Here is a 14,556-nt window from a genome sequence, read left to right on the forward strand (position 1 = left end):
GTGCCGGGCGACCGATGGTCGCCCTTTGCCTTTGGCGCGAAACCGACTATGAAACGGCTTCAATCAAGCCATCTGGATAGCCCGCCGGAGCCAGCCATGACCGAAATCCTTCAGACCCCAAAGCTCGTCGTCGTTTTCGGCGGCTCCGGCTTTGTCGGTCGTCATGTCGTGCGGGCGCTGGCCAAGCGCGGCTACCGCATCCGGGTTGCCTGCCGCCGGCCCGATCTCGCCGGTCATTTGCAACCGCTTGGCAATGTCGGGCAGATCCAGCCGGTGCAGGCCAATGTCCGGGTCCGCTGGTCGGTCGACCGCGCCGTGCAAGGCGCCGACCATGTCGTCAATCTGGTGGCGATCGCGCATGAGGCCGGCCGGCAGAAATTTACTGCCGTCCACGAGTTCGGCGCGCGCGCTATTGCCGAAGCGGCGCGCGCCGTCGGCGCCGGCCTCACCCACATCTCGGCTCTGGGAGCGGACCTCCACGCGCAATCGGACTACGCGCGTACCAAGGCGCTCGGCGAAAAGGCCGTTCTTGAGACGGTCCAAGACGCCGTGATCTTGCGGCCATCGATCAATTTCGGGCCGGAGGACGGTTTCTTCAACCGCTTTGCCAACATGGCCCGCTTTTCCCCAGTGCTGCCGCTGATCGGCGGCGGGCAGACGAAATTCCAGCCGGTCTATGTCGGCGACGTCGCCGAAGCGGTGGCGCACTCGGTCGACGGCAAGGTCCAGGGCGGCCGGATCTATGAACTCGGCGGGCCGCAGGTGCTTACCTTCAAGGAATGCATGCAAGAGCTGCTTGTCATCATCGAACGCAAGCGGTTTTTGCTGCCCGTGCCATGGTGGCTGGCGAACCTCCAGGCATCAATTCTCGGGCTGCTTCCCAATCCGTTGTTGACCAAGGACCAGGTCCTGCTGTTGCGCCAGCACAATGTGGTGTCGGAAGCCGCCGTCAAGGACAACAGGACGCTCGCCGGCCTCGGGATCCAGCCACGGTCGATCGGAACCATTCTGCCCAGCTATCTCTGGCGCTACCGCGCCGCCGGCCAGTTCCAACGCAAGTCCGCCGCATAACACGAACGGACGTGCGGTTGCCTACGAGCCGCGCCGGGTGACCTGCATCGGCAGGCCGCCTTGCGGCTGCGTCGTCAGCTTCTGCACCGGCCAGGGGTGGGTTTCCGCGGTGGCGTCGAAACGGTAGCGCGACAGCATGATCGCCAACGCGATGATCGCCTCCTGCATGGCGAAGCTGGCGCCGATGCAGACGCGGGGGCCGGCGCCGAACGGCAAATACTGGAAACGATCGATCTTTTCGCGGTTTCCCGGATGGAAGCGTTCCGGCATGAAAGCGTCCGGCCGGTCCCACAATTTCCGATGGCGGTGGACGACCCACGGCATCACCAGCACCGCGGCACGCCGCGGTACGTAGAGGCCGTTCCAGGTTTCGGGTTCGATCGGTTCGCGGTTGATCGACGGCGCCGGCGGATAGAGCCTGAGCGCCTCGTCGAAGGCGGCGCGGGTGAGCGGCATGTCGTCGAGCCATTTCGTCGGGTCGGGCTCGCGCGCCAACACCGCATCGATCTCGTGCTCGATCTTTTCGCGCTCCCACGGCGCTTCGGCAAGGCAGTAGAGCGTCCAGCCGAGCGCCCTGGCCGTAGTCTCGTGGCCGGCACCGATGAAGGTGATGATGTTGTCCTAGACCTCGGCCCGGGTCAGCCCGCCCGGTCCCTCCGCCTTCAACAGCAGCGTGAGAAAATCCTGCGGCACCGTGTCCGAAGCGCGCCTCAGCCGCGCCTCGCGCATCTGCACCGTGTCGGTTACGATCTTGCGGAAGTAGGCCATGGTCTTGCGGCCGCGGATGCGGGTCAGGCGCGGCAGCCAGTCGGGCGCACGCAAAAGGTCGAGCGGATCGACCCGGCCCATGGTCTCGAACAGGCGATCGATCTCCTTGGCGAAGCTACCGGGCTCGCCCGATATCTCGCCCGAAAACAGTGTCTCGGCCAGGATGTCGAAGGTGAGCAGCGTCATGTCGTGGGCGATGTCCGACGTGCCACCTTGCTCGTAACGGGTGACGAATTCGAGCGTGCGTTTCAGCATCGGCTCGGCGAAGCCGAAGATGTGGCGCGGCGTGAACACCGGCGCCATCGCCTTGCGCGAACGCCGCCACACTTCGCCTTCGGCGGTCAGCAGGCCGTCGCGCAGGATTGGCCGCAATATCTTCTGACGCACCGTCGCCATCTTGTAGTTCTTGGCGTTATCGACGAGCACATGGCGGATGAGGCCGGGATCGTTGGCGATGACCAGCGGCCCGCCGACGCCGGTCACCGAAATCCAGGGCTCGTTATAGGTCGGCTCGCCCCACAGTTCGAGCGGATTGCGGTAGACGATGCGGATCATCTCCAGCGTCGAGGGCGGCGCTGTGCGCGGCTTCGGCGCCGGCGGGACGAAGGGGACGGGCTGACTGTCCATGGCTTGCTCCGCTGACACCTCAATGTAGTGGCGGGCAAGGCAGGCGTCCATGTGACCGGACGACAAGGCGAAGCATCCGCTCTCTGGAATGTGACCGGGGCACCGGAAAGTGCCTGCTTGCTGTGTCCGGCTGCGTGTCTTAGGTGGCAGCACCACAGATGCCACTAACCGGCGGGAGCCTGCCTTGAAGCACCAGTTGAACGTCATCATCGGCAGCACGCGGCCGGGCCGCGCCGGGCCGGTTTTCGCAAATTGGCTGGAGAGCTTTGCGCGCGAGCACGGCAAATTCGAGCCGGTGCTCACCGACATCGCGGCCTTCAACCTGCCGGTGCTGGACGAGCCGCATCATCCGAGACTGGGCAAATACGAAAACAGCCACACGAAAGCCTGGTCGAAGGCAATCGACGCCGCCGACGCATTCGTCTTCGTGGCGCCGGAATACAATTATTTCGCCGCCCCCGCGATCGTCAACGCGGTCGACTACCTGCTCAGGGAATGGCGATACAAGCCGGCCGCCATCCTCAGCTACGGCGGTGTCTCCGGCGGCCTGCGGGCGGCGCAGGCGGTCAAACCGTTGCTGACCTCCGTCGGCGTCATGCCGATCCCGGAAGGCGTGGCGCTGCCGATGTACCAGAAGCTGCTCGACGAGACCGGCGCCTTCTTGCCCAGCGAGCAGGTGCTCGGCGGGGCCAGGACCATGCTGGACGAGTTGTTCCGCTGGAGCGAAGCGCTGAAGCCGATGCGGGTCGGCTGACAACGCGAACGGCCGGGCTTGCCGATGCCGTAACTTGCTCATGCCATAAAGAGATGGAATGCTCCGGCAAATGACCGGGCCGGGGCGGTTCGATTTGCGTTTTCTGTTTGCCTTGCTGCTGATCCTCTCGACGGCCTCCGCTGCCGTGGCGGAGCGGCGCGTTGCGCTGGTCATCGCCGAGAACGACTATCGGCTGATCCGGCCGCTCGCCAATCCCGTCAATGACGGTGAGGTTATGGAAACGGTGCTGAGGAAGCTTGGTTTCGAGGTCTTCCTCGAAACCAACCGCGACCTGCGGCGCATGCGCCGGGCGCTCGACGATTTCCGCGAGGATGCCAAAGGCGCCGACGTGGCGCTGGTGTTCTTCTCCGGCCACGGCGTCGAGATCGCCGGCGAGAATCGGCTCCTGCCGGTCGATGCAGACGCGTCGTCGCTCGCTACGCTGGAAAGGACCAGCCTGCCGCTGGAGGTGATCCGCGCGACCGTCGCCGCCACCAGCAAGGTCGGATTGATCGTGCTCGACGCCTGCCGTAGCGATCCGTTCGCGGCTACGGGCGGCGAAGGCCGCGGCGCGACGGCGCTGGCAAAAGACGTCAGCGACAAGGTCCGGCCGGGCCTTGGCCGCATCGGGCGGGCAGAAAACATCCTGTTTGCCTTTTCGGCGGCGCCCGGCGAGACCGCCGCGGATGGGACGGGCCAGAATTCGCCGTTTACCGCGGCGCTGACGAAATACCTCGGCACCGAAGGTCTCGAGATCCGCTCCGTGCTGACGCTCGTGCAGCAGGAGGTCTACGACCTCTCGCGCGGTAAGCAATTGCCCTATGTCGAGAGCGGCCTGCCGCAGCTGTTCTTTGCCGCCTCGGCCAAGGAGAAATTGCCGGAGCGCGAACGCTTGTTGCTGGCCATGGCCGAGGTGACGCCCGCGATGCGCGGCGAGGTGGAAAAGATCGCCAGCGACGCCGATATGCCGCTGGCGCCGCTCTATGGCGCGTTGATCAGTTCCGATGCCGGCCATCTCTCCGCAAACAGTCTGAACACCAGGCTGCGTGAGGCAGCCGACGCCTTCGTCAAGGTGCGGAGCGAAATGCAGACGCTTGGATCCGACGATCTGCGGGTGGCAGCGTTGCGCCGGCAGGCCGAAGAGCAGCTTTCGCTGGGAGCGTTCGATGCCGCGCGTAAAAAGCTCGCCGAGGCAGCCGAGATCGACAATGTCTCGCGCAACGCGCTGAAGGCCAATTTCGTCAGCCGCACGCTCTCCGAAGCCGCGACGCGCTATCTGTCCGGCGGGGCGGCGCGCGCCGACCTCGACTACGCTACAGCCATCAGGGACTATGAGTCCGTGCTCGCGCTTTATGACGAAGCCGGACAGGTGGTGCTGTCGCTCGACGACGCCGACCGCTTGATCCGCACGCTGGACGAGCTCGGCAAGCTCTATACCACGGTCGGCAATATCGATGCGGCTGGCCGTGCCTTCGAGGCGCTGCAAGCCGATCTCGAGCGGCGGTCGCATCATGAAACCGATCCCAACGTGAAGCGCGACTTCGCCGTCAGCCACGTCAAGCTCGGCAACGTGCGGATGGCGCAAGGCAATCTGCCGTCAGCGCTGCAGAATTATGAGACCGCCAAGACCATTCTGCAGGGCCTGACCGAGGCAGAACCGGACAATCTGGAGTGGTTCGGCGACCTCGCCATGGCCGACGACAAGATCGGCAACGTATTGGCGACCCAAGGCGATCTGGCCGGCGCCGCAGAGGTCTACCAGGAAAGCCTGTCGATCAAGAAGCAGCTCGCCGCCGGAGAGCCCGACCGTGCCGAACTGCAGCGCGACCTGACCATCACCTACGATGAGATCGGTCACCTTGCCCATATCGCAGGCCAACTGGACAACGCACAGGCGGCCTATGAAGAGAGCCTGAAGGTGCGGCTGGCGCTGGCGGCGGACAAACCGGGAGACGCCGACCGGCAGCGTGACGTCTCGGTCAGCCACGATACGATAGGCGACCTGCTGCGCGAACGCGGCGACGCCGCCGGGGCGCTGGCGGCCTACAAGGAAGGTCTGGCGATCGTCAAACAACTGGCGAAACGCGATCCGGACGACACCGAGTTGAAGCGCGACCTGTCGGTCGGCAACGCCAAGATCGGCAATGCGCTGAGCGACCAGCAGAATTGGCCGGCGGCACTTTCGGCTTATCGTGAGGCACTTTCGCAGGCCAGCGCGCTCGCCGCCGGCGACCCGAACAACACCGAATGGCAGCGCGACCTGTCCGTGTGCATCGAGAAAGTCGCCGGCGTCCTGGCGATACAGGGCGACCACAAAGGCGCGCTGAAAGCCTATCTGGACAGCTACGCGATTGCGCAGAGGCTGGCCAAGCTCGATCCCGCAAATTCCGACTGGCAGCGGGACTTGTCGATAACGCTGTCCGAAGTCGCCACGCTGCGCCTCAGGCAGCGCGACGTCAGGGGCGCCCGGCAAGCCCTTCAGGACAGCCTGGCCATTCGCGAGAAACTTGCCCGGTCCGATCCGGACAACGCCACCTGGCAGCGCGACCTGGTGGTCGCCTATATCGACTACGCCCAAGTCGCAAAGGACCCGAAGGCTGTGCTTTCCAAGGCGCTCGACATGACGCTCGAGCTCGACCGGAGCGGGCGGTTGGCACCGCGCCACAAGTTCATGATCAAGTTTTTACGTGAGCGGCTGGCCAGGATCGAAGCCAGGCGCCGGTAGCCGGCTCACGCGATGGTCATTCCGTTCCGAAATGCCTGCAAACCTTGGAAAAACCGCCTTTTGCGCCTATATCTACGACATTAGAAATGCGCGATTCGAAGCCGATTTTTCGCGCTCTGCACACGGCATCAATCAGACAGGTTTTCATGAGCGACCAGACCGACATCGCCAACGGCGTTGAAGCCGAATACGGCGCCGATTCCATCAAGGTTTTGAAGGGCTTGGATGCCGTTCGCAAGCGGCCGGGCATGTATATCGGCGATACCGACGACGGCTCGGGCCTGCACCACATGGTCTATGAAGTCGTCGACAACGCCATCGACGAAGCACTGGCCGGCCATGCCGACCTGGTGACGGTGACGCTCAATCCGGACGGATCGGTGACGGTCATCGACAATGGCCGCGGCATTCCGACCGATATCCACACCGGCGAAGGCATTTCGGCGGCCGAAGTGATCATGACGCAGCTGCATGCCGGCGGCAAGTTCGACCAGAACTCCTACAAGGTGTCAGGCGGCCTGCACGGCGTCGGCGTGTCGGTCGTCAACGCCCTGTCGGCCTGGCTGAAACTGAAGATCCGCCGCAACGGCCAGATCTACGAGATGAGTTTCACGCATGGCAATGCCGACGCGCCGCTGCGCATCACCGGCAGTTATGAACAAGACAAGGTCCCCGGCACCTATCAGGGGCGCAGCGGCAGCGAAATCACGTTTTTGCCGTCGTCCGAGACTTTCACCATGGTCGAATTCGACTACGGTACGCTGGAGCATCGGCTGCGCGAACTCGCCTTCCTGAACTCCGGCGTGCGCATCGTTTTGACCGATGCCCGCCATGCCGACATCATGCGCCATGAATTGCACTACGATGGCGGCCTCGAAGAGTTCGTCCGATATCTCGACCGGACGAAGAAGCCGTTGCTCGACAAGCCGATCTCGATCCGCGCCGAGCGCGACGGCATCACGGTCGAAGTCGCCATGTGGTGGAACGACAGCTACCATGAAAACGTGCTGGCCTTCACCAACAACATCCCGCAACGCGACGGCGGCACGCATTTGGCAGGCTTCCGCGGTGCGCTGACGCGCCAGATAACCGGCTATGGCGACTCCTCGGGCCTGACCAAGAAGGAAAAAGTGGCGCTGATCGGCGATGATTGCCGCGAAGGGCTGACCGCGGTGCTGTCGGTCAAGGTTCCCGACCCGAAATTCTCCTCGCAGACCAAGGACAAGCTGGTGTCGTCCGAGGTCCGCCCGGTGGTCGAAGGGCTTGTCAACGAAGCGCTCGGCACCTGGCTCGAGGAGCACCCGACCGAGGGCAAGGCGGTCATCGAGAAGGTCATCCAGGCCGCTGCCGCGCGCGAAGCCGCGCGCAAGGCACGCGACATCACCCGCAAGAGTTCGCTCGGCGTCACCTCGTTGCCCGGCAAGCTGGCCGATTGCCAGGAGCGCGATCCGGCGAAATCCGAGATCTTCATCGTCGAGGGCGACAGCGCCGGCGGCTCGGCCAAGGGCGGCCGTTCGCGCCAGAACCAGGCCATTCTTCCGCTGCGCGGCAAGATCCTCAATGTCGAGCGCGCCCGCTTCGACCGCATGCTCGGCTCCGACATGATCGGCACGCTGATCACCGCGCTCGGCACCTCGATCGGCAAGGACGAGTTCAACGCCGACAAGCTGCGCTACCACAAGATCATCCTGATGACCGACGCCGATGTCGACGGCGCCCACATCCGCACCTTGCTGCTGACCTTCTTCTTCCGCCAGATGCCGGAACTGATCGAACGCGGTCATCTCTACATCGCGCAGCCGCCGCTCTACAAGGTGACGCGCGGGAAGAGCTCGCAATACATCAAGGACGAAGCCGCCTTCGAGGAATTCCTGATCGGCTCCGGGCTGGAAGAAGCGTCGCTTGCGCTCAGCACAGGCGAGGTGCGGGCCGGGCAGGACCTGCGCAGTGCCATCGACGACGCCTTGGCTGTCCGCCAGCTCATCAACGGATTGCACACGCGCTATAACAGAGGCGTGGTCGAGCAGGCAGCGATTGCCGGCGCGCTCAACCCGGAGATATTCACCGACCTCCGCCGCGCCAACGAGACGGCCGAGCGTGTTGCCCGTCGTCTCGACATTATCGCCGAGGATACCGAGCGCGGCTGGATCGGCCGCATGTCGACCTCGAACGAGGGCATTGGCGGCTATGTCTTCGAGCGAACGGTGCGCAGCGTCAAGGAGTTCGCGCATCTCGACCTGGCGCTGATCAATTCCGCCGACGCACGCCAGCTCGACCGCTATGCGCCGCGCCTGGCGGAAATCTACGGCGAGCCGCCGGTGCTGCGCCGCAAGGATGTCTCGGAAACCATTTCGGGGCCGCTGGCACTGCTCAATGCCGTGTTTGCCACCGGCCGCAAGGGCCTGACCATGCAGCGCTACAAGGGCCTTGGCGAAATGAACGCCGAGCAGCTCTGGGAAACGACGCTCGACCCGAATGTGCGCTCGCTGTTACAGGTCAAGGTCAATGACGCGACTGATGCGGACAGCTTGTTTTCACGGCTGATGGGCGACGAGGTCGAGCCAAGGCGCGAATTCATCCAGGAAAACGCGCTGTCGGTTGCCAATCTGGACATCTGAGCCAAGGCCGAGATACCCAGCCAGCAGGCATGAAGTGCATTGGTGCGCCTTGGCGCACCAATACGGCTGCTGCAACGCAACAAAGATCACCAGGACCGCCGGAACGGAAAGGCTTTCAAGGCATTGTAGTCGATCACAATCGCCGCAGGAGGCATCCATGGGACGTGGCATTTTGCTCTGGCTTCTCGGAGTTCCAATTCCGATCATTATTCTGATCATGCTGTTCGCACGGTAGGGAGGCTTCGATGCAGTCCACCGTAACAGCTGTCGACGTTTCCGCCCCGACGGAATCCGCTTCCACTGCTGTCAGCTGGGGGCCAATCGTCGCCGGCGCCTTTGCTGCGTCAACGCTTACCTTCATCTTGATGCTGCTCGGCTCCGGGCTTGGGCTGAGCATGGTGTCGCCATGGTCCGGCTCGGGTGCGTCAGTCACCACTTTCGCCGTTTCCACCGGCGTCTGGCTGATCGTCGTGCAGTGGCTGTCGTCGGCCCTGGGCGGCTACCTCGCCGGACGCCTGCGCACCAAATGGGTCGGCATCCACACCGATGAAGTCTTCTTCCGCGATACCGCTCACGGCTTCCTGGCCTGGGCGCTGGCGACGCTGCTCGTCGCCGGCGTGCTCGGCACGGCGCTTTCGGCCGCGATAGGTACCGGTGTCCAGGCTGCTTCGACTGTGGCATCGGGCGCGGCAATGGGCGCTTCGGCAGGTGCTGCTGCAAACGCGGGTAGCGCCTCGACTGACAACGCCACATCGTATTTCGTCGATACGCTGTTCCGCCCGGCCGATCCGGCAAGGCTCGCTGCCGCCAATCCGGAGAGCGACGCTGCGGCAACGGCGCAGGCATCGCGCATTCTAATCGCGAGTGCCGCAGCAGGCGAAATATCGGCCGACGACAAGACCTATCTGTCGCGGCTCGTGGCCGCCCGCACAGGCCTGTCCGAAGCGGATGCCACCGCTCGCGTCGATACGGTAATCGCCAGAGCGCAGGACGCCAAGGTCAAGGCCCAGCAGGTGGCCGACACCGCCAGAAAGGCAGGCGCCACCTTCTCGCTGATTGGCGCGCTGTCGCTGGTCGTCGGGGCCTTCATTGCCAGCGCGGCTGCAGCACTTGGCGGCAGGCAGCGCGACGACGAGGAAGCGATTTTCCTGACCAATCGTTGATCGGTGACTAAGCGAACTCGGTCCGCTTCGGGAAGATTACGCCCGAAGGGGACCTTGCTTTGAACTGCCGCCGCGACATTGTCGTGCGCTGCTCGCCGCCTACAGCTCAGCTTCCAGTTTGCGGCCGAGATCGACCGCATCGCGCAGCACGGCAAGGTGCGAGCGCGGCTGTACGCCGGCCGGCGCGTTGACCTCGAGGCCGCTCGCCGTCAGCGACCAGTAGAGCCTGTGCGTGAAGACGCGGCCGCCCGAGCCGCGCAGCTCGACCTGGATGTTTTCCACGCCGGGACCAAAATTTTCCGTCATCCGCCCTGAAATCGGGTCGCCGGTCAGCCAGCCATTGCCCCTGTCGAAAATATTGGTCCAGCGCGTCGCGGCAAACACCGCGCCATGATGCACCGCCCGCTGCGGCTTGCCGGAATGGCTGCGCCCTTCCTGGTAGAGCATGGTCCCGCCCGCCGCCCTGTCGGCGATCGGCGGGCATGCCGAAAACAGGCGCTCGGCGATGCCGCGCCTGAGTTCGGCGAGGTTGTAGGTCACTAGAAACTCGCTGTGGGTCAGCGGACTGCCGAGCGTGACGAAATCGCTGATCTTCCACGGCAGCGGATGATCGGCGTCGCCGACGCGAAGCTGCCGGTAGAGCTCCCATTGGCTGCGCCGGAATGCGGGGAGGTCATCGAGGCTGTCGGGCCAAGCGGAGGCATCGGCGGCCAGCGTCGCCTTGTCGACGGCGTGGATCGCCTTCAGCCTCGCTTTGTCGCGAATGGCTTCCAACTTTCTAGGCCTGAAATCGGCCCACAATATCTGCAACAGATCATAGGCGATGATCGACCCGAGGCTGTGCGAGACCAGCACGATGCGGTCATAGGCATCGTCCATCATGAGACGCTTCAGCAGCTTGAGGCCACGCTCGCGGACCAGCGCCCGCTTCTCGACCGTTGCCGCTTCGGCCCGCACATAGGCGGCGACGTCGCCGAAATAAGGCAAGCCAAACTGGTCCACCGACCAGATGACGAACGACGCCAGAACCGTGACAAGCACACCGGTCGTCCAGGAGATGTAGCCTTGCCAGGTCGACGTTGCGAGCGCCAGCGCCGCGCCGAGGACGACGATGGTGGCCAAAAGCGTGACGACATAGAGTTTGAGCACATCGCGCGGAATATCGGCCGGCTTGCGCCAGAGCAGGGTCGTCACCCAGGCAGCAAGGTGGCTTCGGGTCGTGCCCTGGGTGATGTCGGCCCAGTAAAGCTCATAGAAATCGGTGCGGCGGCCATCGACATCATAGGGCGTGGTGATCCGGCGGAGTTCGTGCGAATTGGTCCGGCTGTCGGGCGTGATCCAGCTCTGGTTGATCTTCGCACCCATCGGGTCGGCCGGATCGGGGACATGGGCATAGAACGGTGCACGGGCCGGATCGTGGCTCCATACGGCCTGGACAAACTCCCTCAACGTGTCCATGGGCCGCTGCTCGCCCATGCCGTGCACGACCACTACCGCCTGGCTGCGCTTGCGTGGCGCCTTCTCTGCTGCGGTCAGATCGGCAGCCGGCGATGCAGTAGAACCAGGGTCGGGCACCAGCACCTCCACGATGACGCCGTTAGCAAGACGACGGGTCGGCATCGTAGCTTCAGAACCGGTAACAGCCAAGAAAGAGCCCGGCGCGGAGCCGGGCTGTATTCGACGATCGGCAGTGAGTTGGCAGCGACGCCGTTTCAGTGATCCATCGCTTTGACGATCTCCTCGGTCATCTTCTTGGCGTCGCCGAGCAGCATCATGGTGCCGTCCTTGTAGAACAGCGTGTTGTCGATGCCGGCATAGCCGGAGCCGAGCGAGCGCTTGACGAACAGGCAGGTGCGCGCCTTGTCGACGTCGAGGATTGGCATGCCGTAGATAGGTGAGGACTTGTCGTCACGAGCCGAGGGATTGGTGACGTCATTGGCCCCGATGACATAGGCGACGTCGGCCTGCGCGAACTCAGAGTTGACGTCCTCCAGCTCGAACACTTCGTCATAAGGCACGCTGGCTTCGGCCAAGAGCACGTTCATGTGGCCGGGCATGCGGCCGGCAACCGGGTGGATGGCGTATTTGACGTCGACGCCGTTGGCCTTGAGCTTGTCGGCCATCTCGCGCAGCGCGTGCTGCGCCTGGGCGACGGCCATGCCGTAGCCCGGCACGATGATGACCTTTTGCGCATTCATCATCAGATAGGCGGCATCCTCGGCCGAGCCCTGCTTGACCGTGCGCTCGATGCCATCGTTGGCAATAGCTGATGTCTCGCCGCCGAAGCCGCCGAGGATGACCGAGATGAAGCTCCGGTTCATGCCTTTGCACATGATGTAAGACAAGATGGCGCCCGACGAGCCGACCAGCGCGCCGGTGATGATCAGCGCCAGATTGCCGAGCGTGAAGCCCAGGGCGGCCGCGGCCCAGCCCGAATAGGAATTCAGCATCGACACGACCACCGGCATATCGGCGCCACCGATCGGGATGATGAGAAGCACACCCAGCACCAGCGAGGCGGCAACGATCAGCCAGAACACCACCTTGGACTCGGCGGTGACGAGCAGCACGATCAGCACGATCAGCGCAATGCCCAGGGCCGCGTTGATGAAGTGGCGGCCACCGATCATGATCGGCTTGCCCGACATGCGGCCGTCAAGCTTCAAGAAGGCGATGACCGAGCCGGTGAAGGTGATGGCACCTATGGCAACGCCGAGGCTCATCTCGATCAGTGCCTGGGCATGAATATCGGCGACGGTGCCGATGCCGAAGCTTTCCGGTGCATAGATGGCGGCGGCCGCCACCATGACCGCGGCAAGACCGACCAGCGAGTGGAAGGCGGCGACCAGCTGCGGCATCGAGGTCATGGCAATGCGCCGTGCCGTGACCGCACCGGCCGAGCCGCCTATCAGCAGCCCGAGCACTATGAGGCCGAAGCGCCCGGCCGAAGGGGTTGCCAGCGCCAGCGTCGTGGCGATGGCGATGCCCATGCCGATCATGCCGTACATGTTGCCCTGGCGGCTGGTGGTCGGATGCGACAGGCCGCGCAATGCCAGGATGAACAGGATGCCGGAGACCAGATAGAGAAAGGAGGCGAAGTTGGCGTTCATAGCGGCCTACTTTTCCTTCTTCTTGTACATGGCCAGCATGCGCTGGGTGACGAGAAAGCCGCCGAAGATGTTGACCGATACCAGCATCAGCGCAACGAAGCCGAAGCCGGTGGCAAGCCCTGAGGCCGAGATGCCGACGGCCAGCAGCGCGCCGACGACAATGACGGAGGAAATGGCGTTGGTGACCGCCATCAGCGGCGTGTGCAGTGCCGGCGTGACGGACCACACGACGTAGTAGCCGACGAAGATCGCCAGGACAAAGATGGCGAAGCGAAAGACGAAGGGATCGATGGCACCGCCGGACAGCGCGTGAGCGGCGTCACCCGCCGCCTCGGTGCCGGGCGCGGCCGCCAGGTTCTGCACCGCGAGCCGCACGGCAGCTGTCGCCTGGTCGAGCTGGTCGAGGGCTTTCTGCAGAGTCTGATCCATCACGCGATCCCTCCGGTGGTCTTGGGCTTCCTCGAAGCGGCCGTTTTCTTCGCAGCCGGCTTCGCCGAAGCCTCGGCAACCATCGTCCTGGCCGGAATGGCCGGTGGTTCGACATATTGGCCCTTTGGCGGCTCCTGCTCAGCCTTTGCGAAAGCCGGATGCACGATCTTGCCAGCATCGGTCAGCATCGTCGCCTTGACCAGTTCGTCGTCGTGGTTGATGGCAAGCGTCTTCGCCGCCTTGTCGACCAGCGTCTCGAGGAAGGCATAGAGGTTCCTGGCATAGAGAAGCGAAGCGGAGGCGGCGACGCGACCGGGAACGTTGAGATGGCCGACGATCTTTACCCCGTTGGCCGTGGTCACCACCTTGCCGGCTTCGGCGCCCTCGACATTGCCGCCGCGCTCGACCGCGAGGTCGACGATCACAGAGCCGGGTTTCATCGAGGCGACCATCGCCGCCGAGACCAGCTTCGGCGCCGGACGGCCGGGGATCAGCGCCGTGGTGATGACGATGTCCTGCTTGGCGATGTGCTCGGCGGTCAGCGCCGCCTGCTTGGCCTGGTATTCCTTCGACATTTCCTTGGCGTAGCCGCCGGCTGTCTCGGCCGCCTTGAACTCCTCGTCCTCGACGGCCAGGAATTTTGCGCCGAGCGAGGCGACCTGCTCCTTGGCGGCCGGCCGCACGTCGGTGGCGGTGACCACGGCGCCGAGGCGGCGCGCGGTGGCGATGGCCTGCAGACCGGCGACGCCGACGCCCATGACGAACGCCTTCGCTGCCGGTACGGTGCCGGCCGCCGTCATCATCATCGGTAACGCCCGGTCATATTCGGCAGCCGCGTCGATCACCGCCTGATAGCCGGCGAGGTTGGCCTGGCTGGATAGAACGTCCATCGACTGGGCGCGGGTGATGCGCGGCATGAACTCCATGGAGAAGGCAGTAACACCGGCCTTGGCAAGGGCAGCGACGGCAGCGTCGTTGCCGTAGGGATCCATGATCGCGATGATAGCGGCGCCGGACTTGTAGCCCTTCAGCTCGGCGTCCATGGGCCGGCGCACCTTCAGCACGACATCGGCCTTGGCAGCATCGCCGACCTTGCCGATCGCGGCGCCCACCCGGGCGAACTCCTCGTCGGGAATGCGCGACGCTGTGCCGGCGCCGGTTTCGACAATCACGTCGAAACCCAGTGCCGCCAGCCGCTTCACCGTGTCGGGGGAGGCCCCGACGCGCGGCTCGTTCGCGTCGAGCTCACGAGGGATGAAAACCGTCTGTCCCACCGCATGATCCTTTCGGC

At 64.3% G+C, this 14,556-nt stretch carries 9 protein-coding genes and 1 pseudogene; 5 read left to right on the forward strand and 5 right to left on the reverse strand.

Features of this window, described 5'->3' with window-relative positions:
- Positions 1-96: 96 nt before the first annotated feature.
- Positions 97-1,071 (forward strand): complex I NDUFA9 subunit family protein, encoded by a 975-nt coding sequence (locus NKI70_RS11955; RefSeq protein ID WP_352453681.1) that lies wholly within the window; start codon positions 97-99, stop codon positions 1,069-1,071.
- Between the two features lie 21 nt (positions 1,072-1,092).
- On the opposite strand, the pseudogene NKI70_RS11960 reads toward NKI70_RS11955, so the two are convergent.
- Positions 1,093-2,466, reverse strand: a pseudogene (locus NKI70_RS11960) (cytochrome P450).
- 184 nt (positions 2,467-2,650) lie between these two features.
- Here NKI70_RS11960 and NKI70_RS11965 point away from each other — a divergent pair.
- From NKI70_RS11965 to NKI70_RS11980, 4 genes are all read left to right on the forward strand, one after another.
- A complete protein-coding gene (locus tag NKI70_RS11965) occupies positions 2,651-3,220 on the forward strand; it encodes an NADPH-dependent FMN reductase (RefSeq protein ID WP_023676267.1) in 570 nt (189 codons plus the stop codon).
- A gap of 58 nt (positions 3,221-3,278) precedes the next feature.
- Positions 3,279-5,945, forward strand: coding sequence for a caspase family protein (locus NKI70_RS11970; protein WP_352724622.1), 2,667 nt, complete (start codon positions 3,279-3,281; stop codon positions 5,943-5,945).
- Positions 5,946-6,091: 146 nt separating this feature from the next.
- Positions 6,092-8,563 carry a DNA topoisomerase (ATP-hydrolyzing) subunit B gene (gene gyrB / locus NKI70_RS11975; RefSeq protein WP_352724623.1) on the forward strand — a complete coding sequence of 824 codons (2,472 nt, stop codon included), beginning with the start codon at positions 6,092-6,094 and terminating at the stop codon, positions 8,561-8,563.
- A 245-nt stretch (positions 8,564-8,808) separates the two neighbouring features.
- On the forward strand, positions 8,809-9,726 hold the full coding sequence (locus NKI70_RS11980) for a hypothetical protein (RefSeq protein ID WP_352724624.1): 918 nt from the start codon (positions 8,809-8,811) through the stop codon (positions 9,724-9,726).
- A gap of 99 nt (positions 9,727-9,825) precedes the next feature.
- Here the strand turns inward: NKI70_RS11980 and NKI70_RS11985 are convergent, their stop codons facing one another.
- The 4 genes from NKI70_RS11985 to NKI70_RS12000 all read right to left on the reverse strand — a co-directional run bounded on the left by NKI70_RS11985 (position 9,826) and on the right by NKI70_RS12000 (position 14,539).
- Positions 9,826-11,346 carry a hypothetical protein gene (locus NKI70_RS11985; protein WP_352724625.1) on the reverse strand — a complete coding sequence of 507 codons (1,521 nt, stop codon included), beginning with the start codon at positions 11,344-11,346 and terminating at the stop codon, positions 9,826-9,828.
- A 92-nt stretch (positions 11,347-11,438) separates the two neighbouring features.
- Positions 11,439-12,836, reverse strand: a complete 1,398-nt coding sequence (locus tag NKI70_RS11990; protein WP_352724627.1) for an NAD(P)(+) transhydrogenase (Re/Si-specific) subunit beta — start codon at positions 12,834-12,836, stop codon at positions 11,439-11,441.
- A gap of 6 nt (positions 12,837-12,842) precedes the next feature.
- Positions 12,843-13,265 carry an NAD(P) transhydrogenase subunit alpha part 2 gene (locus NKI70_RS11995; RefSeq protein WP_036238371.1) on the reverse strand — a complete coding sequence of 141 codons (423 nt, stop codon included), beginning with the start codon at positions 13,263-13,265 and terminating at the stop codon, positions 12,843-12,845.
- Entirely contained in the window at positions 13,265-14,539 is a 1,275-nt protein-coding gene (locus NKI70_RS12000) for a Re/Si-specific NAD(P)(+) transhydrogenase subunit alpha (RefSeq protein ID WP_352724628.1), read from the reverse strand. The genes NKI70_RS11995 and NKI70_RS12000 overlap by 1 nt, the downstream gene beginning before the upstream one ends.
- Positions 14,540-14,556 lie beyond the last annotated feature (17 nt).

Origin of the sequence: Mesorhizobium sp. M0500 (assembly GCF_040321165.1) — a bacterium.
Lineage (GTDB): Bacteria > Pseudomonadota > Alphaproteobacteria > Rhizobiales > Rhizobiaceae > Mesorhizobium.

What these genes read in the sequence shown, in the direction of transcription:
- NKI70_RS11955 (WP_352453681.1), top strand. Translation starts at nt 97, where the DNA reads ATGACCGAAATCCTTCAGACCCCAAAGCTCGTCGTCGTTTTCGGCGGC.
- NKI70_RS11970 (WP_352724622.1), top strand. Translation starts at nt 3,279, where the DNA reads ATGCTCCGGCAAATGACCGGGCCGGGGCGGTTCGATTTGCGTTTTCTG.
- gyrB (WP_352724623.1), top strand. Translation starts at nt 6,092, where the DNA reads ATGAGCGACCAGACCGACATCGCCAACGGCGTTGAAGCCGAATACGGC.
- NKI70_RS11980 (WP_352724624.1), top strand. Translation starts at nt 8,809, where the DNA reads ATGCAGTCCACCGTAACAGCTGTCGACGTTTCCGCCCCGACGGAATCC.
- NKI70_RS11985 (WP_352724625.1), bottom strand. Translation starts at nt 11,346, where the DNA reads ATGCCGACCCGTCGTCTTGCTAACGGCGTCATCGTGGAGGTGCTGGTG.
- NKI70_RS11990 (WP_352724627.1), bottom strand. Translation starts at nt 12,836, where the DNA reads ATGAACGCCAACTTCGCCTCCTTTCTCTATCTGGTCTCCGGCATCCTG.
- NKI70_RS11995 (WP_036238371.1), bottom strand. Translation starts at nt 13,265, where the DNA reads ATGGATCAGACTCTGCAGAAAGCCCTCGACCAGCTCGACCAGGCGACA.